This window comes from Magnetospirillum molischianum DSM 120, from assembly GCF_000294655.1.
In the GTDB taxonomy this organism is placed as follows: domain Bacteria; phylum Pseudomonadota; class Alphaproteobacteria; order Rhodospirillales; family Magnetospirillaceae; genus Phaeospirillum; species Phaeospirillum molischianum.
On record NZ_CAHP01000013.1, the window covers coordinates 44969 to 71616 of the forward strand.

General features: G+C 59.0%; 24 protein-coding genes. 9 read left to right on the forward strand and 15 right to left on the reverse strand.

Annotation, left to right across the window (positions count from 1 at the left end; translation table 11 throughout):
• The first annotated feature begins 401 nt into the window (after positions 1 to 401).
• The 4 genes from PHAMO_RS04175 (at position 402) to PHAMO_RS04190 (ending at position 6319) form a co-directional block, all read left to right on the forward strand.
• Positions 402 to 1025: a biliverdin-producing heme oxygenase gene (locus PHAMO_RS04175; protein WP_002726743.1), complete on the forward strand. Its 624-nt coding sequence runs from the start codon at positions 402 to 404 to the stop codon at positions 1023 to 1025.
• Between the two features lie 91 nt (positions 1026 to 1116).
• Positions 1117 to 1791 (forward strand): hypothetical protein, encoded by a 675-nt coding sequence (locus PHAMO_RS04180; RefSeq protein WP_040566176.1) that lies wholly within the window; start codon positions 1117 to 1119, stop codon positions 1789 to 1791.
• A gap of 92 nt (positions 1792 to 1883) precedes the next feature.
• Complete coding sequence (locus PHAMO_RS04185; protein ID WP_002726747.1) at positions 1884 to 5660, forward strand: PAS domain S-box protein; 3777 nt, start codon at positions 1884 to 1886, stop codon at positions 5658 to 5660.
• A complete protein-coding gene (locus PHAMO_RS04190) occupies positions 5657 to 6319 on the forward strand; it encodes a response regulator (protein ID WP_002726749.1) in 663 nt (220 codons plus the stop codon). The genes PHAMO_RS04185 and PHAMO_RS04190 overlap by 4 nt, the downstream gene beginning before the upstream one ends.
• Here the strand turns inward: PHAMO_RS04190 and PHAMO_RS04195 are convergent.
• From PHAMO_RS04195 to PHAMO_RS04250, 11 genes are all read right to left on the reverse strand, one after another.
• Complete coding sequence (locus PHAMO_RS04195; protein ID WP_155801541.1) at positions 6271 to 7272, reverse strand: MerR family transcriptional regulator; 1002 nt, start codon at positions 7270 to 7272, stop codon at positions 6271 to 6273. The two genes, PHAMO_RS04190 and PHAMO_RS04195, sit on opposite strands and share 49 nt — an antisense overlap.
• Before the next feature lie 589 nt (positions 7273 to 7861).
• A complete protein-coding gene (gene pufA, locus PHAMO_RS04205; RefSeq protein WP_002726755.1) occupies positions 7862 to 8035 on the reverse strand; it encodes a light-harvesting antenna LH1, alpha subunit in 174 nt (57 codons plus the stop codon).
• Between the two features lie 29 nt (positions 8036 to 8064).
• Entirely contained in the window at positions 8065 to 8205 is a 141-nt protein-coding gene (gene pufB, locus PHAMO_RS04210; RefSeq protein ID WP_040566179.1) for a light-harvesting antenna LH1, beta subunit, read from the reverse strand.
• Positions 8206 to 8342: 137 nt separating this feature from the next.
• On the reverse strand, positions 8343 to 8516 hold the full coding sequence (gene pufA / locus PHAMO_RS04215) for a light-harvesting antenna LH1, alpha subunit (RefSeq protein ID WP_002726757.1): 174 nt from the start codon (positions 8514 to 8516) through the stop codon (positions 8343 to 8345).
• Between the two features lie 55 nt (positions 8517 to 8571).
• Entirely contained in the window at positions 8572 to 8712 is a 141-nt protein-coding gene (gene pufB / locus PHAMO_RS04220; RefSeq protein ID WP_002726759.1) for a light-harvesting antenna LH1, beta subunit, read from the reverse strand.
• 1177 nt (positions 8713 to 9889) lie between these two features.
• On the reverse strand, positions 9890 to 11014 hold the full coding sequence (locus PHAMO_RS04225; protein ID WP_002726764.1) for an ABC transporter permease: 1125 nt from the start codon (positions 11012 to 11014) through the stop codon (positions 9890 to 9892).
• Positions 11015 to 13765: a ribosome-associated ATPase/putative transporter RbbA gene (gene rbbA / locus PHAMO_RS04230; RefSeq protein ID WP_002726766.1), complete on the reverse strand. Its 2751-nt coding sequence runs from the start codon at positions 13763 to 13765 to the stop codon at positions 11015 to 11017.
• Positions 13762 to 15192 (reverse strand): HlyD family secretion protein, encoded by a 1431-nt coding sequence (locus PHAMO_RS04235; RefSeq protein ID WP_002726768.1) that lies wholly within the window; start codon positions 15190 to 15192, stop codon positions 13762 to 13764. The genes rbbA and PHAMO_RS04235 overlap by 4 nt, the downstream gene beginning before the upstream one ends.
• Positions 15189 to 16592 (reverse strand): efflux transporter outer membrane subunit, encoded by a 1404-nt coding sequence (locus PHAMO_RS04240; RefSeq protein WP_002726770.1) that lies wholly within the window; start codon positions 16590 to 16592, stop codon positions 15189 to 15191. The genes PHAMO_RS04235 and PHAMO_RS04240 overlap by 4 nt, the downstream gene beginning before the upstream one ends.
• Positions 16593 to 16625: 33 nt before the next feature.
• On the reverse strand, positions 16626 to 16955 hold the full coding sequence (locus PHAMO_RS04245) for a BON domain-containing protein (protein ID WP_002726772.1): 330 nt from the start codon (positions 16953 to 16955) through the stop codon (positions 16626 to 16628).
• A 151-nt stretch (positions 16956 to 17106) separates the two neighbouring features.
• Entirely contained in the window at positions 17107 to 17613 is a 507-nt protein-coding gene (locus PHAMO_RS04250) for a Spy/CpxP family protein refolding chaperone (protein WP_002726773.1), read from the reverse strand.
• A gap of 343 nt (positions 17614 to 17956) precedes the next feature.
• On the opposite strand from PHAMO_RS04250, the gene PHAMO_RS04255 reads away from it, so the two are divergent.
• From PHAMO_RS04255 to PHAMO_RS04270, 4 genes are all read left to right on the forward strand, one after another.
• Entirely contained in the window at positions 17957 to 18430 is a 474-nt protein-coding gene (locus PHAMO_RS04255; RefSeq protein WP_002726775.1) for an OsmC family peroxiredoxin, read from the forward strand.
• Positions 18427 to 20157, forward strand: coding sequence for a ubiquinone-dependent pyruvate dehydrogenase (poxB, locus tag PHAMO_RS04260; RefSeq protein WP_002726778.1), 1731 nt, complete (start codon positions 18427 to 18429; stop codon positions 20155 to 20157). Before PHAMO_RS04255 ends, poxB begins: the two co-directional genes overlap by 4 nt.
• Positions 20158 to 20300: 143 nt before the next feature.
• Positions 20301 to 20870, forward strand: coding sequence for an NADPH-dependent FMN reductase (locus PHAMO_RS04265; protein ID WP_002726780.1), 570 nt, complete (start codon positions 20301 to 20303; stop codon positions 20868 to 20870).
• Between the two features lie 5 nt (positions 20871 to 20875).
• Positions 20876 to 21496, forward strand: coding sequence for a chemotaxis protein CheB (locus tag PHAMO_RS04270; RefSeq protein WP_002726782.1), 621 nt, complete (start codon positions 20876 to 20878; stop codon positions 21494 to 21496).
• Positions 21497 to 21508: 12 nt separating this feature from the next.
• On the opposite strand, the gene PHAMO_RS04275 is transcribed toward PHAMO_RS04270, so the two are convergent.
• From PHAMO_RS04275 to PHAMO_RS04285, 3 genes are all read right to left on the reverse strand, one after another.
• The gene (locus PHAMO_RS04275; protein ID WP_002726784.1) at positions 21509 to 21838 is read right to left on the reverse strand and encodes a chaperone modulator CbpM; all 330 of its coding nucleotides are present in this window, start codon (positions 21836 to 21838) and stop codon (positions 21509 to 21511) included.
• Complete coding sequence (locus PHAMO_RS04280; protein ID WP_002726786.1) at positions 21835 to 22761, reverse strand: DnaJ C-terminal domain-containing protein; 927 nt, start codon at positions 22759 to 22761, stop codon at positions 21835 to 21837. Before PHAMO_RS04280 ends, PHAMO_RS04275 begins: the two co-directional genes overlap by 4 nt.
• Before the next feature lie 159 nt (positions 22762 to 22920).
• The gene (locus PHAMO_RS04285) at positions 22921 to 23178 is read right to left on the reverse strand and encodes a hypothetical protein (protein ID WP_002726788.1); all 258 of its coding nucleotides are present in this window, start codon (positions 23176 to 23178) and stop codon (positions 22921 to 22923) included.
• Between the two features lie 460 nt (positions 23179 to 23638).
• On the opposite strand from PHAMO_RS04285, the gene mgtA reads away from it, so the two are divergent.
• The gene (gene mgtA, locus PHAMO_RS04290; protein WP_002726790.1) at positions 23639 to 26218 is read left to right on the forward strand and encodes a magnesium-translocating P-type ATPase; all 2580 of its coding nucleotides are present in this window, start codon (positions 23639 to 23641) and stop codon (positions 26216 to 26218) included.
• 61 nt (positions 26219 to 26279) lie between these two features.
• On the opposite strand, the gene PHAMO_RS19275 is transcribed toward mgtA, so the two are convergent.
• Positions 26280 to 26636 carry a hypothetical protein gene (locus PHAMO_RS19275; protein WP_002726792.1) on the reverse strand — a complete coding sequence of 119 codons (357 nt, stop codon included), beginning with the start codon at positions 26634 to 26636 and terminating at the stop codon, positions 26280 to 26282.
• Positions 26637 to 26648 lie beyond the last annotated feature (12 nt).

Genomic DNA, 26648 nt, shown 5'->3' on the forward strand with positions numbered 1-26648 from the left:
ACACCAACTCCAGATCATTGATCCCTGATACAGGGATTTTCTGATGAAAGAGAAAATTCCTGAAAATCGTGGACATGATTCGGCGGAGAGGGGCGCGCTTGGCATCAAGGATCGGAACAGTCGTTCAACTCCTCGGTAAAGAGGAAGCGTTCATACACTTATAATTCGACGCCGATTGAGACCACTGGCTTCGATTAGAATCGTCGGCATGTTTTCGCCAGAACACACAATCGTAACAAGGGAAAGAAATCTTCCCCCCTAATTGATCCATGGATTTCCGGCTTGGGGACGAAGAATATAACCGGGGACAGATGATATACGGGACACGGATACGGGGACATCCCCCGTCCGCCCCCACCAATCATAGGTATTCAGCAGTAAACCAGGAAGGGATGAGGCGAATGACGACCGGGGCTTCCCTCTATGACATCTTGCGTCCGAAATTGCGCGAGGCGACCAAGGCGGCTCACCACCGCATTGACCACCACCCTCTGATGGCACCATTGGTACGGGGCGAATTGACCGCCAGCCTCTATGGCGATGCCCTGTTGGCGCTATATTGCTTCCACGCTCCCAGCGAGCGGGCTTTTGCCGCATTTTTGTCCGATCTAGACAGCGTGCCGCCCTGTCGGAGTGAATGGCTGGCCGCTGATCTCGAAAGTCTGGGGCGCACGGAAATCGCCGCATCTGATATCGGTCCGTTCTGGTCCGGACAGCCCCCCTCGTCTCCCTCCGAATACATCGGCATGCGCTATGTGATCGAGGGTGGCTCGCTCGGGGGACGCGCGATCCTGGCTCCGCTGATCGAGCGCCTTCCTTCTGAGTGCAAGCACATCACACGCTTTTTCGATGGTCAGCAGGATGAGCGCGACTGGCTCAACTTCTGGACCTTGGCCGATCGTCTGGGGCCGCTTGACGCAGATGAAACCGTGCGCGCCGCAGTTCGCTTTTTCGACGAGATCGAACAGATGGCTGATCGTCGTTGGCAGGAAAGCCTTACCACCGCGTCTCCAGCTACCAATTAGTAGGTAATATTTATAGCAATATCTGGGAATTGATGAGATCGGAATCGGGGGTTAATTTCAAGAGAATGGCAAATTATTTTACGATAAGGTTGTGCCGAACAAAGACAATCCTCTTTACAATGAAAATGCGGGAATTACCCCTTTACCGTGCGACAATCGTGAGATCGATGCGGCATTGAGGGCGGCGGCTCGGTGTTACGAGGCCAACCCGTATTTCATGGCGCGCTATGCCGAGCGGGGAGAAGCTTTCTCGCGCTCGGATGGCGGCTATATGGTGACTCTCACGTCTCATCCGCTGGCCTATGTGATCCAGCAGATCAAATGGCTCGGTGTTCTGCTGGCATCCCGTGGAATGCCCCGCTGGCTGTTGGAAAGCCATCTCGACCTACTCTACGATGAGTTGTCGGCAACCATACCCAAGCGGCGAGTCAAATACCGCAAACTGCTGAAGGCGGCGGAGGTTCTGCGCGAAGCGCGGCACGACTGGATTTCCCAGCCCGATTTCGAAACGCTTGCGGCAGCATTTGCCGCCAATTCCGGCAATGGACTTGCCAATGCCGGAGAGATGCTGGTTAGCGCCGTTTGCGACGAGTTCTGCGGGATCGCCAAGGCCGTGCCCAGCCTGGTCACATGGCTTGGCGATCCCGGCCGCTTTCCGGCGCAATGGTGTACCTCCGTCGAGGACACCCTGACATGTGCCCGCGCCGTCGCGGCACGAAATGGCTACAATCATGCAAAAATTGAGGTGTCGATTGGGGCTGCTTGATACGGTTGTTTTGTTTTTCTTGACTGTTTTTCTCTTGAACCTATCCTCCCGTCTCGGAAGCATCGCGATACGGTGACCCGTGAGAGTGCTCGATGAGTCCCCTTGACACGTCTTCATGCGAGACGGAGCCAATTCGCTATCCCGGAGCGGTCCAACCGCACGGAGCGTTGCTGGTCCTGGACGCCGAGAGCCGTACCATCGAGGCGGCGAGTGAATCGTGTCTGGCATTGTTCGGACTTCTGGCCGGAAGCCTGCTTGGCCGTCGGATCGGTCTGATCGTCGGATGGGACGTCGAGGCTGCCCTTCTCGCCCCCCAGATCGACGGGTTGGAACCGCTGGTGCCACTGGTGCTGAACGGAAAGACGCTCTATGCCCGGTCAAGCACCAACGAAGCCGGCCTGATCGTCGTCGATCTTGAAACCGCCAATCAGGAACGGGCGTCAATCCAACGCTTGATCTATAATTGCCGCCGGGATCTGGCCCGCCTGCGCCGACTGAGTGACATTCCCGAGATTACTCAGAACGCGGTTGAGATGATCCGCGACATCACCGGATTCGATCGGGTGATGCTGTATCGCTTCGACGAAGCGTGGAATGGGGCGGTGATCGCCGAAGCTCGCGCCGATGATGTTGCCGCCTATCTCGGGCTCAACTTCCCCGCGAGCGACATTCCCCGCCAAGCCCGTGAATTGTTCCAATTAAGCAAGGTGCGGCTGATCCCCGACGTCCGCTATACCCCGTCCGGGCTGATCGCACGACGGGAAGCCCGGTCGATCGATCTGGGGCGGTCGTGTCTACGGAGCGTTTCGCCGATCCATATCGAATATCTCACCAACATGGATGTCCGTTCGACCATGGTCGGGGCTTTGGTGGTGGAGGGAAGCCTGTGGGGACTGGTGTCGTGTCAGAACACACTGGAGCCGCGATTCTTCAGTCCAGCCGAGCGCGATACGCTGGGGTGGATGTTCGAAGACATTGCCGCTTTGGTCGAGGCGACCCAGATACGGCAGCGGCGCGAGCGGGAATATGGGCTGGCCCTTCGCCGCCGCAGACTAGTCGATGCGATGGGGGTCCATGATTTCAAGTCGCTGATGCAGCACGAGAGTCGCGCCGACCTTCTGGAAGTGGTCGGTGCCGACGGATTCGCGCTGCTGGTCGATGAGTCGATCCAGACCATGGGAGTGACGCCCGACGCGGCCCGCATCCGGGAGTTACAGACACGGCGCAGGGAACTAGAGACCGACCCGACCTTCTTCGCGTCGAGCGCCTTGACCCGCGACCTGGGGGTAACCGAATGCAACGACGGGGTGGCGGGGGCAATCTTCGTCTCGCTGCGAGACCGGCCCGACATCACGATGATCTGGTTTCGCAACGAGCGCTATCATTCGGTGCGCTGGGCTGGCGATCCTGAACACGCGCACTTCGTCGATGAAAGCGGACGCATCTCACCACGGAAATCGTTCGCGCTCTTCCTCCAGAATATCCGAGGGCAGTCTCTGCCGTGGAGCCAGGCCGAGCTGGATTCCGCGGGGGAACTCGGTTCACTGATCGAAATCGAGGTTCAGCACCGCTACAAAACCGAACTGAACATCCTTCAGACCGTACTGTCCCGCGTCAACGAGGCGATCCTGGTGACCGAGCCGAACTTCGAGCCGGGTCAGAGCCAGAAAATCCTGTGGGTCAGTGAGACCTTCGAGCGGTTAAGTGGCTATACCGCCGAGGAACTGACGGAAATGCAGGCCGAGATCATGTTCGGCCCAAAGACCGGGGCCGCCGACCTTGCCCGCATGGGTGAACAATTCGCGCGACGGGAAGCGGTGCGGGTTGAAGTGCTGCGCCAAACCAAGGACGGCAAGCCATTCTGGGTCGATATGGACATCCTTCCCGTCCTCGACCGCACCGGCCAGGTTGCGCAATTGATTTCAATCGAACGCGACATCACCGCACGTCGGCAGATGGAAGAATCGCTGAGGAAACTCTCGACCGCGATCGAGCAAAGTCCGGCCTCGGTGGTGATTACCGACCTCGACGCCAAAATCGAGTATGTCAATCCGCGCTTCACCGAGGTCACCGGATACACCGCCGCCGAAGTGATCGGAAAAAACCCCCGTATCATCCAATCGCAGGAAACGCCGAGGGAAACATTCCAGGCTCTTTGGGACAATCTGACCGGGGGAGACATCTGGAGCGGCGAGCTTCTGAACCGACGAAAGAATGGTGACCTCTACTGGGAAGAGAGCCATATCGCCCCGGTCAAGAACCCGGATGGAATTGTCACACATTATGTCGCCGTCAATCTCGACATCACCGAGAGAAAGAACGCTGAAAAGGCATTGCGGGAGAGTGAAGCCTTCGCCAAGACCATCCTTGATTCGATCCCGGAACACATTTGCGTCCTCGATCCCCAAGGCCGCATTGTCTCCGTCAACAAGGCTTGGTGTAAATTCGCCCAAAACAACGAAGCCGTGTGGCTGGCGGAAAATGTAACGGCATTCAGTTACCGCGACATCTGCATCGCCTCAGCGGATCAGGCGGATGGAAAGGACGCGATCGACGCCTGGGCCGGGATCGAGTCGATCCTGAAGAAAACATCCGATCATTTCGTTCTCGACTACCCTTGCGACTCCCCAGACGCCCCCCGTTGGTTCCGGATGAGCGTCTACCCGATGATCGCGCCGTGCGAAGGCGCGGTGGTGGCGCACGAGAACATCACCGAACGCAAGCTCATGGAGATCAGCCTCGATAACGAGCGCACCCAATTACGCACCTTGCTTGAGACGATTCCCGATCTGGTATGGCTGAAGACACCCGAGGGGGTCTACCTGACCTGCAATACCGCGTTCGAGCAGTTCCTGGGCGCTTCCGCCGCCGAGATCGTCGGCAAGGCAGATCGTGACTTTCTCGACGACGAGCAAGCGGCGATCTTCCGGGAAAGAGACTGTGCGGCGATCGCTGCGGGAACGCCCTGTATCACCGACGAGATCATGACGTTCGCCAATGACGGCCACCGGGCTTTCATGGCGACAATCCGAACCCCGATGCTCGATCATTCCGGCGCACTGGTCGGCGTTCTCGGGATTGCCCGCGACATCACCGAGCGGATGGAAGCCGAGGCCAGGATCAAGGCCATCAATCTTCAATTGGCCGACCAGGGACGCAAGCTGGAACAGCGCGTCATCGAACGCACCGAGCAATTGCGCCAGTTGGCGGTTAAGACGACGCTGGCGGAGGAACGAGAACGTCAGGCCATCGCCGCAGATCTCCACGACGATCTCGGCCAGATGCTGCATGTCGCCAAGATCAAATTGGGTACGTTGTCGAAATCCATACGAGACGGATTCTTTTCCGAGAGTTTGATCTCGGATCTGAACTCTATTCTTGCCGAAGCAAGTGGCATGGTTCGCTCGTTGACCTCCCAACTCAGCCCTCCGGTACTGAGAGAACTCGGGCTGGTGCCTGCGCTGGGATGGCTGGCCGACGAGATGGGAAGGATCTATAGCCTGGACGTCTCGGTCGAGGACGACGGTGCGTCGAAACCTCTCACCAGCGCACAATCGGCGATTTTGTTCCGTGCGGTGCGCGAACTCCTGATCAATGTCTCCAAGCACGCCCAAACCGACACGGCCGAAGTCAAGGTGAGAGCGGAAGACGGCCGGATCGTCATTACGGTGACAGACAAAGGCATTGGAATTGCGGACCCTCGATGGACAACATCGTCCCCAAAAGGCTTTGGACTGAACAGCCTGCGGGAACGCATCACTTACCTGAAAGGAGCTGTGACAATCGAGAGCAATCCGGGACACGGAACCGTGGTAACTCTGTACATGCAGTTTGAGGCTCCGCCCACTTTGATAGCAGAGGGTCTATGACGACCATTCGCGTGATGCTGGCCGATGACCATCGCATGTTCCGCGAGGCATTGCGTGTGCCGCTGGAAGCTGAAGCCGATATCAAAATCATTGGCGAAGCCAGCACCGGAGAGGAGACCCTCTCGACCCTTGCGCAGATTTGTCCCGATGTCCTCCTCCTCGACATCGGCCTCCACGATATCAATGGTATCGATGTAGCCCGCAAAGTCGCGAAGCTGTATCCCGCCGTCCGCGTCATCGCCCTGTCCGGTTACGCCGACCGACTTTACATCGAAGAAATGTTGAAGGCCGGAGCGCGGGGCTATGTTGTTAAGTCGGCTGGGGCAGACGAACTGATCTCCGCCATCCGCTCTATTGCCGCCGGTCATAACTTTTTATCGCAAGAAGCGACCCAAGTGATGATCCAGCGCATCCAGAACGACGCCAAGGCGCTGGCTCCGCCGCCCAGCGTGATCAGCCCGCGAGAACGCGAAGTTCTCTGCCGACTGGCCAATGGGCTTCGAGCTGCTGAGATTGCAGCCAGAATGGGAATCACCGTGTCAACGGTCGAGGTCCACCGCCGCAACCTCAAACGGAAGCTAGGCCTTCATACCACGGCGGAACTGACTCGCTACGCGATGCGCGAGGGTCTCGTCTCCGCGTATGAAACCGGAGTCTGAGGCTTATGCTCACTTCTCCAGGCATTCAGAGCCGGAGCAACGTCGTCAAGGTCGTCCAGATAGCGCACACCAGCCATCGGCTTCAGGCGCGTCACGCCGAGACCACCGACCCAAATCTCAGTGGGAGGCTCGATTCGGCTACGCAATGTGTTCAGAAACTGGGTGGCGTTCCGTGCGGGATAGGCAATGCTGAACGACAAGCCGACGATATCGACTTGGCAGGCATTGATTGCGGCAACCAATTCCGCCATCGGAATCTGCGCTCCCAGACGGATGCAGGAAGCGCCTTCCATCGACAACATCGCTTCTGCCATCAGCAGGCCAATCGTATGAATTTCTCCGGGAGCCGTCGACATCAGAACACGGGGCCAGCCAGACGACCCCGAGACGGTTCTAATCGCGTCATGCAGAACGTCGAGGACCGCTTCTGTGTAGATATGCTCCTCGAACATCCGAATATCGCCCCGCAGCCAAGCCTCGCCGACAAAGAGGGTCAGCTCGGAGAGGGTCTTGCCGATAAAATCGGTCAGCCCATCGCGGGCCCATTGCTGCTTGAACAGGTCTTTCAGGCGAGGAATATCGTGTTGCAAGACCGTATCGAGGACTTGCTGTGAAAATTCGGTCGGTTGAGATGACATGGAGGGCGAGCTTTCCCAGACCATCCGCTCCAGGGTCTTCATGTCCAGGCCGACGACCTTGCCGGGGCGCAAACCGGCCCCGATCAATCGCCGGATCATCCGCAGTTGATCGACTTGTTCCGCCGGGTAAAGCCTGTCGCCGTTTTCGTCACGATCTGGACATGGGAAGCCATAGCGGGTTTCCCACTTGCGGACGACTTCTTTGGTCAGTCCTGTCTCTTTTTCAATGGCGGCAATCGGGACCAGAGCACCCGAAGTTTCCGGCTGTCGCGGCATCGTCGGGAGAGTGGTAATCTTTGGGGGAAATTTGGGCAAAGACGATAAAGCCTCTCGTCAAGGCACAGGGCCGATGGGGGGAGCCGGCACTTAGAACTATGAAAACGCAACTCTGCCACTGCCCAAGAGAGCATTTGCCCTCGGCAGGGGAACGTCATCAGGGTTGAGATAGACTGATCACGCACGGATATCAAGCTCCAGGGCGATTTGCCAGAGATTCTCACTTTGGCAGACATGGAAAATGGCGAAGCGCTGGCTTTGCGGGCCAATCCTGGCCTCTGGGGTCAAGTACCCCGGTGCAAAGCGATGATCGGCAGCATCTGCGCGCTTCTTTATGAAGCGGTCGGAGAAGGCGCTGACAATCAGAAAAACAATTTACGACCACGGCTGGACCGACCGTCCAACATTTCACCGTGAGCCACCAATTGAAAAACACACCGCCGCTGTCGGGTCTCACCCTGAGAAATGTCGGCAGGGAGTAAAACCCAACAGCGGAATATCAGGACAAAAGACAATTGCCAGCCACGACGGCGGGGCCGAAATCTGCCCTGGCAAGCTGGACCGCTTTCTATTGTGAATAGCCCCCCATTCACAACAGGACGTGATGATCTCCAGCCTGACTGTCGATTTACTTCGTGGCGTGCTTCGCGGCCGACGTGGCCAGGAAGTTGTAGCCCGGCACGCTGAGAACGTAGGTGTGGACGGCCAGCGCGGTAACCAGCGCAACAATCCAGATCACGGGAAGCCAGGTCGACGGGTTGATGACCAACCAAATCTTATAGTCGTCTTTGGGATTGCTCATGTGAATTCCCCTAAAATATTGGAGCGGGCTCAAAACCAAGGCTTCCAAACCCACACCAGCACATGGGCGGCGAGAGCGAAAACGAGGAAGGTCAGGAAGGCGGTCTGGAACTGGCTATGGACTTCCACAGCTTCCTGTTCAGTCAGTCCCGACAAGCTTCTTTCAGCCATGTCTCAATCTCCGAAATTTAGGAGGGGTCAAACACCCCCCTGAACTACACGGCACTGAATGGAAACGGGCGGCGCTGAGAAACAAAGCTCAATCACCGCCCGCACCCATCGGTAAAATCCCCTCAAAAGAGAGGAATTTACTTCGTGGCAACCTTCGCGGCGGCAGAGGCCAGGAAGTTGTAGCCCGGCACGCTGAGGACGAAGGTGTGCACGGCCAGCGCGGTCGCGAGAACGACGATCCAGATCACCGGCAGCCAGGTCGAGGGATTGATGACCAGCCAGATCTTGTAGTCGTCTTTCGGATTGCTCATGGAAAAGTTCCCCCAGAATAGAAAGTCAGAATTTAGAAGTCAGGATCCTGTCGGATCAGAACCAGGGCTTCCAAACCCAAACCAGCACGTGCGCGACGGCGGCGAGGATCAGGAAGGCGCTGAAGGTGGTCTTGAACTGATCGTGGAATTCGACAGCTTCTTCTTCGGTCAGGCCCGACAAGGTTCTCTCAGCCATGTTGTCTTCTCCAGTGTTGTGGCTGGGCTGCACTTTCATGCTGTACCCACCCCTCATTAACGTTGGGTAATGTTGCACTGGCCGCGATGGCTGTCAATCGAATTTGTCCAAGACAGAATTTTTATTAGAGGCCGCAGACTCCGACAGAATGCCTGCAACAGCCACTCTCCTAATAAAAATTTACCAATGTGACTTTTATAAACTTTAAGTTGGCTTTTTCGTCCGCGCGGAAATCGCACTAATATGTTGAAATAAATAAGAAATATTAATTCAATCGAACAGAGAGACCAAACGATGAGAGAGGAAAACCCCTCTGCATCACTCCACCTCAGGAGGAAGCCCACGCTGTACGGGACACGGAACCCTCTGTCATTTTGTATATAACAAAAAGACATTGGAATGAGGGCGTCAGAGTGATGATGAGGCGGCGCTCGCATGGGCGGATAAAATCACGCCTTACAAACTAAACGAACGGGACCGAGCAAGTCCCGTTCGCACTTAGGGGTATCTTATACTACAAGCACACCAAAATACTGACGAACAAAACTTCGAAACGCCAGTCTTCGTAACTCTATAACAATCGAGCCACGGTAACCCCAATTAAAAAAGAACACAGAAAATTAAATTTAATTTCTACACGCTCAATTCGAACTAAATTCTCATTCCCGTTGTTCAATGAACGGATCATGACACTGCGATTCGCCGCCGTCAACATTTTTTGTCTAGGACAGAAAATTTCAGAATACGTTATTCCGAACGCACAGAACGGCAAGAGATCGCCTGACAGCACCCTATCAACCGATACCCCTCCGACATAAACGACGAATTTTCACTCACAAAATACGAACATACTCTTGTTATTAAAAGATTTAATGGAATTGACCCGTCCATCTTTATGTCAATCACACGGATCTCCCCCTCCCTTCTCGATCCCCTTTCCAATCCACTCCGCTTCCCGTTTTTGTCCATGACACGTTCGAAGCCCGACACTCCGATTAAGATAAGGATGGCTACGACAGATCGTCGCCACCTCCTGATGCCGTAAAATATGAACAAATATAAATTTTGGCCGATGGCAATTAATTATATAACTATAATTTAAATTAATTTACTTGGATAAAATATCTCGAAATTGATCTTGATTAAGTAGATTGACCTCACAACCCAATACAAACGCTCAGGCCATATTCGTCATCGCCTTGCGGAAATACCATAAGGTCACGCTAAAAAATCCAGCTCCAATGACGAACAGCCCCAGCAATTGTGACCACACCACATCGAATCCGGCCCCACGATACAGAATCGATTGAGCCAGGATGACGAAGTGGGTGGTCGGCGCGAGCATCATCAGATCCTGGACAAGCTCGGGCATGCTGTCGCGGGCCGTCAGACCGCCAGACAGGACCTGAAGCGGAATCAGGATCAGGATCATAACGATACCGAATTGCTGCATCGAGCGGGCGATGGTCCCGATCAGGATGCCAAGCGCGGTCGTAGCAAAGATGTTGAGAGCAGCCCCGAACAGAAACAGCGGAATCGATCCCGCGATCGGGATACCCAACACGCCTCGTGCCATGATGAGCAGCGAGCAGCTTGCCGCCAGCAACACCACCAGTCCCATCGACCAGATTTTGGCCGCCATGATTTCAAACGGGGATACCGGCATCGCCAATAGATGCTCGATCGTCCCCCGCTCGCGCTCGCGGATCAACGCGGCCCCGGTCAAAATGATCGAGAGCATCGTCACATTGTTGATGATCTCCATCACCGCGCCGAACCAGGATTCGGTCAGCGTTGGGTTATAGCGGGCACGCAGCACGAGATCGACCGGCGCCGGGGGGGCGGGACGGTCACGGCGCAGGAACGTCGTTACCTCCTGAACCACCATCGCCTGAATATAGGCGCTGCCGGTAAAGGCCTGACTGACCCGGTTGGCATCGACGTTGAGCTGAACGCTAGGGCGTCGCCCCGCCAGCAGATCGCTTTGAAAATCAGGGGGGATGTCGAGAATAAAGGTATAGGTTCCCTCGTCCAGGCCGGGATCGAGCCGAGCCAGGGAAATCATCTCGGGCCGCTGGAAATGCGGCGGATAGAACGCGCTGGCGATCCGCGCCGACAGCGGCGATGCGTCCTCGTCGATAATCGCGATCGGCGCGTTATGCAGCGTTTCCGGCATCACCGTCGCCGCGACATAAATCCCCAGGCTGAAGACGTAGAGAATCAGCACCAGCATGATCCGGTCGCTGGCCAGACTGCGCAATTCCTTGACGCCCAACCGGGCGATGGTCGCGAACGATGACACTCACCCCTCCTGCTTCTTGAGGAGAAGGATGCACAGCGTCATCAATACGACGATGCTGGCCACGATGGGGAGAAGCGACGGCCACAGCTCAACAAATCCCAGCGCCTTGGAAAAAGTGCCGCGCGAAATGATCAGAAAGTAGGTCGCCGGGAAAATCCGGCCGATGATGGCGCCACCGCCTTCCAGCGACGAAACCGGATTGATCAGCCCCGCATATTGGATTGCCGGGACGATGGTGCCGATGGTGGTACCGAAAATCGCAGCGATCTGGCTGCGCATGAAGGTTGACATCACCAGCCCGATCGCCGTCGCCGACAGAATGAACAGGAACGCCGCAACGGTCAGAAAGGCGAGGCTGCCGGTAAGCTGCACGCCGAACACCACCGTTACCAGCAGAGTGAGCAGGACGAAATTGACCATCCCCAACAGGACATAGGGGATTTGCTTGCCGATCAGGAATTCGGCCCGAGTCACTGGTGTCACATAGAGATTGACGATCGAGCCGAGTTCCTTCTCGCGCACCACGCTCAACGAGGTCAACATCGCCGGAATCATCAAGAGAAGAATCGGAATCAGCGCGGGCACCATCGCGACGATGCTGACGATTTCGGGGTTGTAGCGAAATCGGATTTCGACCTCGACCGGGCTGAAGAACGGCCGCGTGCCCGACCGGCGCAACGCCGTTTCCGATAGCCAGGAAACATGCATGGCGCGGACATAGGATTGGATCGTCTCGCCCCTCTGCGGCATCGCGCCGTCGAACCACGCCGCAACCTCGACCGGCATCCCGCGATCGATATCGCGGCCGAAGCCAGGGGGAATCTCGATGGCAAGCCCCAGCTCACCGCTCGCCATCCGGCGATCCAGATCGGCATAATCGGCAATCGGCGGCTGTTCCGAAAAATAGCGCGAGCCGGATAGGGTGGTCGCGTAATCGCGGCTGAGGCTAGTCCCGTCATGATCGAGAACGGCAAAGCGGATATTCTCGACGTCAAGGCTGATCCCATAGCCCATGATCAGCATCAGGATAACGGTGCCGAACAGCGCCAGCGTGCCACGAATGGGATCGCGGCGGAGTTCAAGCCCCTCGCGCCTCGTATAGCTCCACATCCGCCGCGGGCTGAAACCGCGCCACACTGGCGCTGGCGTGGCGGGAGGGGGCACGATCTCGACCGGGGCCTTCGCGCCAGATGTCTCCGCGCCTCCGGCCTCGGTCAAATAATCGATGAAGGCCTCTTCCAGACTGGCCGCACCACGTCCGGCGATCACGCCCGCTGGACTGTCGCAAACCAAAACCCGACCGGCATGCATCAGGGAAATGCGGTCGCAGCGTTCGGCCTCGTTCATGAAGTGGGTCGAGATGAAGATCGTGACCAGATCGTTGCGCGACAGATCGACCATCATTTGCCAAAACATGTCGCGCGCGATCGGATCGACGCCGGAGGTCGGCTCGTCCAGAATCAGCAGTTCTGGCTTGTGGACCATCGCGACCGCCAGCGACAAACGTTGGCGCACCCCCAGCGGCAGGGTGTCCGGCAGAGACTCGATCTCGGCGGCAAGCTCGAAGCGGTCGGCCATCTCGGCAACCCGGCCAGGAACCTCCGCCGCGGAAACCCCGAAAAGTTGGGCGTGCAGCGTCAAATTCTGCGCCACGGTCAGCTCGGAATAGAGCGAGAACCCTTGCGTCATGTATCCGACCCGACGCCGCATCGCCATATCGACGGTGGCGACCCGCCGACCGAACAGCCGGGCCTCGCCCGCGCTGGCCGACAGCAGGCCGGTCAACAGCTTCATCGTCGTGGTCTTGCCGCAGCCATTCGAGCCGAGAAAGCCGAAAATCTCGCCGCGTTCGATCCGAAAATCGACCTGATCGACGGCGGTGAAATCGCCGAAGCGGACGGTCAGCCCCTTCGCCTCGATCACCACCTCAACGGTGGAATCCACTGTCCGGGGCTGAATCATCACGGCGTGGTGACGCCGCCGCTGCTCTTCCGGCATCAGGGCAATAAAGGCGTCTTCCAACGTCGCCGCGCCGGTACGGTCAAGCAGTTCCTGAGGCGTGCCGGTGGCGATTACCCGCCCGGCATTGATCGCGACCAGGGAGTCGAATCGTTCCGCTTCTTCCATATAGGCGGTGGCGACGACGACGCTCATCCCTGGCCGCACGGCGCGAATCCGCTCGACCAGATCCCAGAACTGGACCCGTGACAGCGGATCGACACCGGTGGTCGGCTCGTCGAGAATCAGCAGATCGGGATCGTGAATGAGCGCACAGCACAGCCCCAGCTTCTGCTTCATTCCCCCGGACAGCTTTCCCGCCGGGCGGTCACGGAACGGCAGCAGCCCGGTACTGGCCAACAGATCGTCGATCCGGCTTTCACGCTCGGCCCTGTCCTGACCGAACAGCCGGGCGAAGAAATCCATGTTCTCGACCACCGAAAGGGTGGCGTAGAGGTTACGGCCCAGCCCCTGCGGCATAAAGGCGATACGAGGGCAGATCGCGATCCGGTGGCGGGGATCGGCGATGTCGCCGCCCAACACCTCGACCTGCCCGTCTTGAACCGCCCGCGCGCCCACGACAAGGTTGAACAGCGTCGATTTGCCGACTCCATCCGGCCCGATCAGACCAGTGATCCGACCCAAGGGCAGCGCCAGACTGACCCGATCCAACGCCAGATTCTTTCCATAGCGCAGGCTGACCTCGACGAGTCGGATCGCCATCGCCTCGGCGGCGATTGCGGGCGGGGTCATTGCGGCACATGAAGGGCAAGGCGAGCGGGCCAGTCCTGCGCGGCATCAAGTCGAACATAGGCCATGCCGGGCAGCCCCGTCTTGACGTCGCGGCTGAATTTCCTCAGCAATTCCGGATCGAGCCTGGCCCGGACCCGAAACATCAGCTTTTGCCGCTCGCTGGCCGTTTCGACCGATTTTGGGGTGAATTGGGCGACATCGGCCACAAACGAGACACTGGCCGGAATCACCCATTGCGGCGCCGCGTCGAGCACTAGACGCACTTCACTGCCAAGGGCGACCTTGCCCACGGCGGCATCGGGCAAGAAAAAGGTCATGTAGACGTCGGACAGATCGACCAGATTAAGCACCTTGCCCCCGGCCGCGATCACTTCCGCCGCTTGCGCCACCCGGTACTGGACCCGACCGTCACGCGGCGATTTGAGGGCGCAATCCTCGATGTCGGTCTGGATTCGCGTCATCGTGGCGCGGGCCGCATCGGCGCTGGACCGTGCGCCAACAACCTGCGCCCGTGCGGTAACGATCGCGGCATCAGCCGCAGCGACCTGAGCCTGAGCGGCAGCAACGGCGGCGGCGCTGCCTTGCTGACTGGCGAGATCGTCATCGTATTCCTGTACCGCGGCCGCCCCTTCACTCGACAGCGTTCGCGAGCGCGCCAGCCGCTTGCCCGCCACCGTCAGCTCGGCTTTGCGTTGCGCGACGACGGCCAGCGCCGCCGCCCGCTCGCTCCGGCGTTGCGTCACCTGACTTTCGGCGGTAACGATGGCGCTTTCGGCCCGCGCCAGATCGGCGGCGGCCTCGGCCATCTGAGCGTCAAGCCCCTGGGTATCCATCCGGGCAACGACCTGACCGCGTTCGACGACCTCGCCTTCCTTGACCAGAATATCGGCCAGCCGACCGGGCAATTTCGCCGCGACATCGATTTCAACCGCCTCGATCCGGCCGTTACCGCTGGCGAAGCCCGGCCCCAATTGCTTTGGCTTCAACAGATCCCAGACCAGAAGTCCAAGTCCCACCGCCACCACAAGGATCACCCCCCCGACGATCCATTTGGTTCGGGTGGGCTTGGGGGCGGGCTTTGCGTCTTCTGGTTTCGGCGTGGGAGTTGGAGCGGGTTTCGGCTCAGTCTCGGGCTTCTTCTCTTCTGGATGAGCGTCAGGCGGAGGAGCAGATTTGGCTTCGGCTTTGGCCTCGGCTGTCCCCCTGGTCTCCGTCCGAGTCTCGACCTTTGTTTCGATGGTGGCATCGGGCTTGATTTCGGTGTGGGTCTCCGTCCGGGTCTCAACCTTCGAATCCGGGGCTGTTTCGGTCTTTGTTTCCGTCCTGATTTCCGTCTTGGTGACGATTTTACCGTCCGGATTGGTTTCAGTACGGGTTTCCGTCCGAATCTCCGTCTTGGTATCGGGCGAGGCGTCAGTTTTGGTCATGGGGACCGCCTGTCGATTTCATCGTCGCCCCCGCCCAAGGCGGCATACAGATTGACCTCGCTCGACAGGCGGGCGCGTCTGGTCTCGACCAGCGCCTGCTCGGTGGCGAACAGATCGCGCTCGGCGTCCAGCACATCGAGATAGGTCGAGGCACCATGGAGATAGCGGAGCCGAGACAGGCGGGCGCGCTCGATCAACGCATTCAGGGTTCGCTGCTGCGCCGCCACCTGCTGCCCCAGCCAGCGCCGCGCCGCCAGGGCATCGGCGACATCGCGAAAGGCGGTTTGCACCGTCCGCTCGTACTCGGCCACGGCACTGTCGCGTTGCGCCTTGGCCTCGCCCAAAGCACCCAGCAAGCGCCCTCCCTCGAACAGAGGCATCGACAGATTGGCGGCAAGCGTCCAGATCCGGCTTCCTCCCATGAACAGACCGTCAAGCGCCGCACTGGCGGTGCCGTAATCGCCGGTCAACGCGATGCGGGGGAAAAACGCCGCCCGCGCCGCACCGATATCGGCCTCCGCCGCACGCAGCCGGTTCTCGGCGCCGCGAATGTCGGGACGATCCTCCAGTAGGATTGACGGCAGGCCCGGCGGCAGGTCGCGCACCACCGCGTCTTCGACCGAAGACAGCGCCACGATCTCGGCCCCGACCGGCCCCCCCACCAGAACGGTCAGGGCGTTGCGCGTCTTCTCACGCTGTTGCTCCAGCGTGATCAGGGCGCTATCGGCCTGACCGAGCAGGGTTTCAGCCTGGGTCAGATCGATCCGGGGCGAGGCACCAACCTCATAGCGCCGCCGGGCGATCCGGGCGGAATCGCGACGGCTGTCGATCGTCTGCATGGCCAGGACGATTCGCTCGTCCAATTCACGCCCGACCAGCCAGGTATTGGCGATTTCGGCAATCAGGTTGAGGGCAACCGCCCGGCGCGCCTCGTCCGTTGCCAACCAGCGTTCCAGCGCGGCGGTATCCTGGCTGCGAATACGGCCCCACAGGTCCAACTCCCACCCCACGCTGACCGACGCGCGGAAGGTGTTGGCAACGACACTTTTACCCGTATAAGACAGATCGGCGGGCGTTTTGGCACGAGACGAATCCACCCCGCCGTCAAGGTGTGGAAACAACTCGGCGCGCTGGATACGGTACTGGTTACGAACCACCTCGACCCGCTGGACCGCGATGCGTAGGTCGCGGTTGTTTTCCAGCGCCTGGGCAATCAGGTCCGCCAATGCGGGGGCGACAAAGAAGGATTGCCAGCGAATCGGTCGTGCCAGCGGATCGCCGCGATCCGGCATCGGCCACGTTGCCGACACCGGTAAAGCGGGCCGCACCGGCTCGGATGCCAACGAGCATCCGGCCAGCAGCAGAACAGCGAACAAAGAACCCAAGCGGGGCAGTTTCATCGACCTACCCCCGCCGGTTGCACGCCAGAACCCCTACTTGTCCGTCTTGATCTTCAACTCACTCTTGACCGAAGTGACGCCGGAGACGGACCGTGCGATCGCAATCGCCTTGTCGATTTCGGCTTGGCTGGCGAGGTTCCCACTTAACTCAACCTCACCCTTGCTGTCGGTCTCGACCTTGATATCGAGCAGAGTCTTGATTTTTTCTTCTGCCAGCTTGGCTTTGATCTTGGTTGTTATGGTCGAGTCCTTCACGTAGGTCTCGGCCTGTGCACGGTCGCTCTCCGCGTTCGCCGCCCCAACGAAAACCGGGGACAGCATGACGGCAAGGGCGATGCACATGGTGGCGATCCGGTATTTCATGGACATATCCTTGAATTTATCGATGTATCCTTGCGTTCGGGCAAACGCTGGATATCACCAAGCCTACAGAATCACCCGAAAAGATCCGATATAACAACAAATTACCGATGACTTCACCTCACCTGTAATTTTCACAATTACAATCGATTATCTAATTCTTTTCGTGCGGAGAGGCCTTACTCTTACCGGCCTTTCCATCCTTATCGCTTGGCTCCCGATCAAAGGTTTCCTTCTGGCTAGGAGTCAGAGTCGCGTAAAACGCCTCCAGCGCCGGTCGAGTCTCCTGAAGGGATTGAAGCTCAAGCTTCAGGTGAGCCTCCTTGCTGGCTTCGCGCTCCAGCACTGTCGGCTTGACCCCGGCCTTGGGGCCGTTGGCATGACATGCGGTCCGTATCGTTTCCGCTGCCGCGAGAGAATCCTGGCGATATTTGGCGAAAGCCGACTTCTGCGGCTCGGTCAGCTTAAGTCGCGCTTCCTGATAACCAAGCTCTCCGCCCCGATGGGCGTAATGATCGTCGCAGGCCTTGACATGCCTCGCGGTCAGATCCTGCTGGGTCAGCACCGGCTCGTTCTTGCCCGGAGAGGTCGGCTCGGCCAGCGCCAGCGAACTCCACACCAGGGGAAGAGTGAACAGAAGGGCGCGAGATGGTTTGACCATGGGAAATTCCTTGAGCTAGGGCATGTTGGGATATCTCCGAGGTCAAGAGACCCCGCACCGTTCGAAAAAAGCGGAAACGGCGTGTCCCAATGCTGGAGCAGCGATGATGCAGCAGCTGTAAATCCAAAATATCAATACAAACAAATATTTTTATAGTGTCGGAATATACTTAAGAGTTTCTTGAAAAGAAATGATCACAATTCATAAAATAAACAAAAAAGTTTACACAAACACCAATACAGACTTGAGACCATAAGCGTATTTTCCGATCCTGCCTCTATGGCGTCACCGATGGTTAGTCTTTGACGATTAATCATTCGTTCGCCGAGGCAGGAGTTGCTCCGTGACTGAAAAAGCCGCAAGCGTGCATTGGGACGGCCAGGGCAAAACCGGCCATGGAACGATCAGCACCGAAACCGGGGCTTTATCCCGGTCCCCTTATGGCTTCGGTAGCCGTTTCGGTGCGGAACGGCGCAACACGAATCCAGAAGAACTCCTCGGCGCGGCCCACGCAGCCTGTTTCACCATGGCGTTTTCGTTTGCAGCGGAAAAAGCCGGACTGGCCATCACCGAAATCGAGACCACCGCCAATGTCCGTCTTGTCCCCCAGGGCGAGGGTTTTCTGATCGATCGTATCGCCCTGATCCTGACGGCGACCGGGCTCGGCGTCGATACGGCGAGATTCCACGAGATTGCCGAGGGGGCGAAGCGCGATTGTCCGCTGTCGAAGGCGCTGGCCAGTGTCCCCGAGATCACGTTGGAGGCGACCTTAAAGGAGGAACCCGCCGCGATCCGCAAAGCGGGATTGTTGCCGTGAGCGCCAACACGGTCGCCGATCTGTTCGTCCAGACGCTTGTCCGGGCTGGGGTCCAGCGTATTTATGGCGTGGTCGGCGACAGCCTGAATGGGATCACCGAAGCACTGCGGCAGCAGGGGGAGATCGACTGGATCCACGTCCGTCATGAAGAAAGCGCCGCCTTTGCCGCCGGGGCCGAAGCGCACCTGACCGACCAATTAGCAGTCTGCGCCGGAAGTTGTGGCCCCGGCAATTTGCACCTGATCAATGGCCTGTTCGATTGTCACCGCTCCCGCGTGCCGGTGTTGGCGATCGCGGCGCAGATTCCCAGTGCGGAGATCGGACGGCATTACTCCCAGGAAACCCACCCTCAAATCCTGTTCGCCGAATGCAGCCATTTCTGTGAGATGGTTTCGACACCGGAACAGATGCCGGGCGTGGTGGAAACGGCGATCCGGGCCGCAATCGGCCAACGGGGCGTCGCGGTGATCGTCATCCCCGGCGATATCGCCTTGATGAAAGCGCCCGCCGATGCGCGTTCGTCGGCGTCTCTGCTGCCGCCGGTTCCGGTCGTCCGCCCCAACGACGAGACGATTAATGCGCTGGCGGCGATGCTTAACGCCGCCAAGCGGGTCTCGCTGTTTTGCGGGCGCGGATGTTATGGCGCTCATGACGATTTGATCCGTCTGGCCGAACGGCTGAACGCTCCAATCGTGCATGCCCTGGGCGGCAAGGAAGGAGTCGAGTACGACAACCCCTTCACTGTCGGAATGACGGGACTGATCGGGCTGAGTTCCGGCCATCATGCGCTCCAGACTTGCGACACGCTGTTGATGCTGGGAACGGATTTCCCTTACCGGCAGTTCTATCCGACCGAAGCGAAGGTCGCTCAGGTCGATCTGCGGGTCGAACATCTGGGGCGACGCTGTCCGATCGATCTCGGCGTGGTGGGCGATGTCGGGGCAACGATCACGGCCCTCCTGCCCCATCTGGATGCGAAGCCGGATCGAACCCATCTCGACGAGAGCCTGGCCAAATATGCCCAAGCCCGCCAGGAACTGGACGATCTGGCGGTCGGCCATCCCGGACGCACGCCGATCCATCCGCAATATCTCACCCAGATCATTAGCGACCGTGCCGCCGACGATGCCGTGTTCACCTGCGACGTCGGGACGACGACAATCTGGGCTGCCCGCTATCTGAAAATGAATGGACAGCGGCGCCTGATCGGTTCGTTCACTCATGCCTCGATGGCGAATGCCCTACCGCAGGCGTTGGGGGCACAAGCCGCCTTTCCGTCGCGACAGGTCGTCTCACTGTCTGGCGATGGTGGCTTTACCATGCTGATGGGCGATTTCATCACTCTGACCCAGCAAGCGCTGCCAGTGAAGATCATCGTTTTCAATAACGGCACGCTGGGGTTCGTCGAGTTGGAGATGAAGGTCGCCGGATTTCTGGAAACCGGCGTCGATCTGGTCAATCCCGATTTCGCGGCGATGGCGCGGGCGATGGGAGTCTTCGCCCGCCGGGTCGAGGACCCGGCCGATCTGGACGGAGCGCTGCGGGAGGTACTCGACCATGACGGCCCTGCCCTGCTCGATGTCCTGACCAACCGTCAGGAACTGGCGATGCCACCCAAAACCACCTTGGCCCAGGGGCTTGGCTTTGGCCTCTATGCGCTGAAAGCGATGATGAACGGACAGGGCGACGACCTCGTAGACCTCGCCCGGTCGAATCTGTTCCGCTGATTGACATTTACCAGGGAGGATGAGCGATGAAATACGGACTTCTATGGCTTCTCGGCGTTCCAATCCCAGTCTTGATTATCATCTATCTGTTCGTGCGTTAATGCCGTTCGGCCGGACATTCCCGACGTTGAAAGAGAGATGTCATGAGCCAGGATCGGATCGCCGTTATCGTCGGCAGCCTCCGCCGCGACTCGTTCAACAAAAAGCTGGCGCTGGCCCTTGAGAAGCTCGCTCCGCCAGATGTCTCGTTCGCCTATCTTCCGATCGACGACCTCCCCCTCTACAATCAGGACGACGATGCCACTCCGGCGGAATCCGTCACACGGCTGAAAGATGGGATACGGGCTGCCCAGGGGGTTCTGTTCGTCACGCCGGAATATAATCGCTCGATTCCCGGTGTGCTCAAGAATGCAATCGACCACGCCTCGCGGCCCTATGGTCAGAGCGCCTGGCTGAAAAAGCCCGCCGGGATCATCGGCGTTTCGGTCAGCGCGACCGGCACGGCGATGGCGCAGCAGCATCTGCGCAACATTCTGGCGAACCTGAACATGCCGACGCTGGGCCAACCCGAGGCCTTCATCCAAGCCAATGAGGATCTGTTCGACGCGGACGGAAATATCGGCCCGCACAGCCAGAGCTTCCTTGAAGGCTGGATGCGGAACTTCATCGCCTGGGTGCGGGCTTTTGCCGTGGCTACCGGGAAAGCGGGATAGAGCCAATGGTGGCGAAGAACCGCTCCGCGATGGACTTTCCAGTCGTTTGTGTCGGTGGCTCGGCGGGCGGTCTTGATGCCTATACCCGGCTGCTACAGCATTTCCCGCCCGATACAGGCGTTGCTATCGTCATCGTCAATCACCTCAGAACCGTCGCCACAATGCTTCATGAGATTCTACCGCGCTACACTATGATGCCGGTTGAATTGATCACCGAGCAGCTTCTGATCGAACCCAACCATGTCTTCATTATTCCAGAACAGCGTGACCTCCACATGCAAGACGGAGAGTTCCGCTTAAAACCGATCTCGAAACCGCGGGGCTGGCCCGACGTGATCACCGTCTTCCTGCGCTCGCTCACGGAGAATTGGGACGGACAGCTTATTGCCGTCATTGTTTCGGGCTATGATGGAGATGGTGCCGCGGCGCTGTGCGGCATCAAAGAGGTGGGCGGCATCACGATCGCGCAAAGGCTTGATACCGCCCCGCACCCAGACATGCCAGAAAGCGCAATCAAAAGCGGTTGTATCGACTTCATCCTCTCGCCTGAGGACATAGCCCGGAAAATCGTGCAGATTGTCGGCACCGGATCTGGTTCATCTGGAGAACCATCGCCTGGGTTTTAGGGACGTGCCGAATCATAACGCGCTTTGTACCAGATGCTGCGCCAGCTTCCGGCGCAGATCATCGGGCGCGGTTCGTCGCAACGCATCGCAAAGCTCGCGCATCTTGCGGCGTTGGTCGTAAAGCTGATCGAGCAGCAACAGCACCACGGGCAGCGCCTCCTCGTTGACCAGCAATTCATCGCGGAGTTCCTGGATCAGCCGCACCCGAGCGAAATCGATCTCGCGGAAGACATAAGTACCGTCGTCAATATCCGGCCTGACCCATTGGTTGGAAATCCACCGCTCCAGATCCTGACGCGTCAGCCCGGATAATTGCCCGACGACAACCTCGATTCCGATCATTGTCCAGCCTCCATCTTTTGCCTTGGCACGACCGGATGTTCCGGTTTCCAGGTGCGAAGAAAGTCCTCCAACGCCGCATCCGGCGGCCCCAGTACCACCCGCAAGGTGGCGTAGAGATCGCCAGCGGGCTTCCCCCCCTGTCCCGGAACGCCCCGCCCCCGCAGCCGTAATTCGGTGCCGTTATCGGAGTGGGGCGGAATGTTCATCCGCACCTGACCGCCCGGCGTCGGCACCTCGACCGGGCCACCGAGCACGGCCTCGGCCAGGGTCACCGGCAGAATCAGCCGGATATCGTCGCCGTCACGTTCGAAAAAGCGATGCGGCGACACGTGAACCTCGATCAGAGCGTCTCCCGCCGGGCTGCCGTTCGTGCCCTTGCCGCCCTGGCCACGCAGACGCAGCACATGGCCTTCCGCCGTTCCCGGAGGGATCTTGACGTCGAGGACGCGACCATCCGGCAGCGTCAACCGCCGGGTTGTCCCGTTGATGGCCTCAAGAAAGGACGTGGACAGGCTGTAGAGCTCATCGCGCCCGAGGGTGGGGCTATTGCCGCCCGGATGACGATCTTCGTTGAAGATCGAGCTGAAAATGGTACTGAAATCCTCGGCGCTCCATCCTTCCGACTGCGCCCCGCCGCTGCCGTAGCGATGCCCGGACGCACCCTCGGCGTAATCGCGATAAGACGACCGTGGCGCTCGCTGTTGACCGGCGGCGTCAATCTCGCCCCGATCGAACTGACCGCGTTTGATCGGATCGGACAACAGCTCGTTGGCCGAGGCCACCGCCTTGAACCGCTCCTCTGCCTTGGCGTTGCCGGGGTTAAGGTCGGGATGGTGCCGTTTGGCCAGGGCACGGTAAGCGGTGCGGATATCATCCGCGCTGGCGTCCCGCGGCACACCGAGAATCGTATAGGGATCGTCCAAGGCGCTCCCCCTCTGCCGTCAGCAACGCGATCGAATGCCAGGGCAACAGATGTCAGACGCCTTCAGCGATGCGATGATCGGAGGAAACCGACACTCCGACGCCATGATGTCTCTCCCCACGGCTTTTGATCGCCGCAGGGAGAGCGGTACATTCGACGATCAGTGCGCGGACTTGCTCGCCACATGCGCCTCTTTGGAACCTTCATGTGCCTTTTCGGAGTGCTTGACGGCCTTTTCAGCATGTTCGAGGCCGACTTTATGGTCGCCCTTCTTATGCTGCTCCGCTGCCGAATGGTGAATCTTGGCGGCCTCAGTGTGGGCTTCGGCTGCTCTTTCGTGACTGCTGGGTGCGGACATGGTTGTGATTCCTTGTTCCGAGGACAGCAGGCTGTCCGGGAATAAGACAGTGCCGACCATGGCCGCCTTATTGCTAGGCTCGGTATATACCCGTGCCGTTACTTTCCCTTAATTCATAAATATTCACCGACAACCATCGACAGGACGAAGCGCTACAATCGCAATTGGAAACGACCATCAGGGACAACGGCAATGGCCAAGGCACGATGGCGTGTTCATGCTCTCGGGGAAAACCATAGACCGCCGCTCGCGGTTCAAGCCCGAGATGCTGGGATAATAACGGCGCATCGTTGCAAGGGGCTATTCGCCGGTATCTGGTAATTCTGATGGGCTGAACAAACAAACCTGCCCCGATGGGTAGTTTACGACGCTCCCGCCATCCCGACACCGACGATATCGTGGTCTCGCTGTCGCCGCCCTGCTTTCGCAGGCGACGAATCGAAGGAAAGCGGATCAATTCACTTCCCTCCGTTCCGCTTGGGTTGATCGCCGTACCGGGGGACGGAGTCCGTTCCAAAGCATGATCTCTCCACGAAACCAAGCCCCTCCCCTGAATATTGGCGCCGAGGAACTTTGGTCGGTACCGGCCGGGCGGCTACTCGAACGACTAGAGACCACGGCTGTCGGCCTCGACGCGGGCCGGGTGCAGGAACGCTTGAAGGCCAATGGCCTCAACACAGCGGCGGCCGTTAAACGTCCGCCGCTGCTGTTACAATTCCTCTCCCGCTTCCGCAATCCGTTAATCATCATCCTGTTGATCGCCAGCGGGCTTTCGGCCGCAACCGGCGATATCGCCAGTTTCGTGATCGTTTTCGCCATTGTCACGATTAGCATGACGCTCGACTTCGTTCAGGAGGTCCGTGCCCAGAATGCCGTCGAGGCTCTGCGCCGGTCGGTGGCGGTCAAGGCCACCGTGCGTCGTGACGGGAGCAGCCAGTCGATCCCCATCGACCAACTGGTCCCCGGCGATATCGTCGAACTGATCGCGGGTGACATGGTACCCGCGGATTCGAGGCTGCTCGAAAGCCGCACCCTGTTCGTCAACGAGGCGCTGCTGACCGGAGAGCCCTATCCGGCCCCCAAGCAGGCGGGCGACACGGCAACCGGGAGCGAGAACGCTGTCGGAGCGTCGAATGCGGTCTTCGCTGGTACGTCGGTGATCAGCGGCACGGCAACGATTGTCGTCTGTCGTACTGGGAATCATACCGCGCTCGGCCATTTGGCGACGAGTCTGGCGGAAAAGCCGCCCGACACAGCCTTCACCATCGGCATCCACCGCTTCGGGATGCTGATCACCCGCTTCACCGTGCTGATGGTATTATTCGTCCTGGTCGTCAACATCTCCTTCCATCGGCCCGTGATGGAATCGCTGATGTTCGCGCTGGCGCTTGCCGTCGGGTTGACGCCCGAGTTGTTGCCGATGATCGTCACCGTGACACTGGCACGGGCGGCAATGGAGTTGGGGCGGCGCAAGGTCATCGTGAAACGCCTGTCGGCGATCCACGATCTCGGTGCCATGACCATGCTGTGCACCGACAAGACCGGGACGCTGACCGAAGCCACCATCCGGCTGGTGCGCGTCATCGACGGATTCGGGGCCGAGACCACGCCAGCCTTTGGCTACGCCTATCTCAACAGCCGATTCGAATCCGGGATGAAAAGCCCGCTCGACGAAGCGATCTTGTCCGCTCATCCCTTCGATATGACGGGCTGGGAAAAGATCGATGAGGTTCCGTTCGATTTCGAGCGGCGGCGCGTCTCGGTACTGGTCGAGCACGGTGACCAGCGCGAGTTGATCGTCAAGGGAGCCCCCGAGGATCTGCTCCGGCTATCGGGACGCTATGCGGCAGCGGATGGCCACGAGATCGTCCTCGACGATGCAACGCGTCAGACCTTCGCCGCCACCCTCGATTCGCTCGGCGCGGAGGGGTTCCGCGCACTCGGCATCGCCACCCGCCGGGTCGAACGCAACCACGCCACGGCGGCAATAACCGACGAGGCCGACTTGCTATTCGCTGGCTTCGCGGTGTTCCTCGATCCGCCGAAAGCGACCGCCGGGGCGGCGATCCAGGCGATGGCCGCAGCCGGGATCGGGGTCAAGGTATTGACCGGGGACAACGAACTGGTAACCCGCCACGTCTTCGCCGAAATCGGCATCCCGGTCACCGGCGTGCTCACCGGCGATGCGTTGTCGCATCTTTCCGACGAGGCGCTGATCGGACAATTATCACGGGTCAATCTGTTCTGCCGGGTTAACCCGCAGCAAAAGCATCGCGTCCTGCTGGCGCTGAAGCGGATGGGCCACGTCGTCGGCTTCCTCGGTGACGGCATCAACGACGCCCCGGCGCTCCATGCGGCCGATGTCGGAATCTCGGTCGATGGCGCGGCCGACGTCGCGTGCGCGGCGGCCGACCTGATCTTGCTCGAACACGACCTGTCGGTGGTGCGCGAGGCGGTCGTCCATGGCCGCAGCGCGGTCCAGAACGTGTCGAAATACGTCCTGATGGGCTCTAGTTCGAATTTCGGCAACATGTTCAGCATGGCGGGCGCGGCGCTGTTCCTCCCCTTCCTGCCGATGCTGCCAATTCAGATTCTGCTCAACAACCTACTCTATGACGTCTCGGAGATCGCGATCCCGTTCGACCGGGTCGATGAGGATTCGATCGCCGCCCCGGTAACATGGAACGTGTCGGAGATCGAGCGCTTCATGCTGATCTTCGGCCCGGTCAGTTCGGTGTTCGACTTCCTGACTTTCTCCGCCCTGCTCCATCTGTTCGGGGCTGGCGAGGCGGTGTTCCAAACCGGCTGGTTCATCGAATCGATGACAACCCAGATCCTGGTGGTCTTCGCGATCAGGACCCGGCATGGACTGTTCCGCAGCCGCCCGCGCGGCTTCCTCGTCGGCATGGCCTTCGCGGCAGTCGCCGTTGCGATCGCGCTGTCGCTGCTGCCGGTTGGGCGATGGTTCGGCTTCGTGCCGCCACCGGCGATGTTCTTTGTCTATCTCGCGGCGGCAACCGCCGCCTATCTCGCTCTCGTCGAAGTCACCAAGATGTACTTCTATCGTGACCCGGCTCGACGGACGAGAGGCTACGGTTGAGAGGGGGCTATATCGCCCACGACCAGGAGAGCGGTCAAATCTAATATCTCAATTCAATATATTAATATTTTACATTACTTTCAGAAAGAGGAATGACCGTGCGGGAAATCTCCCTGGCTGCCATCTTTCCCGGAGGAAGGTCCTTGGAGTCGCACGACACGGATTGCAGACGCAAGGCGAGCTCTTTCGTGAGCGGACGATCCCAGTTAACGACAACACAGCGCTCGCCCAATGGACCACGCGCCTCCCCCTCTGGCTGTGCGGGGTAATTGCCGAACTGACTACCAATACCATTGCCAACATCAAGAGGAAGAGTGGCGGAATTTTCCTTAGACTGAATTTCAGAGTCTGGAAAAGACGAGCACGAAGACAGCGTAACGGAAATGAATATAAAATTAATCACGAGATTTTTTCTCATAACCTCCCCCTA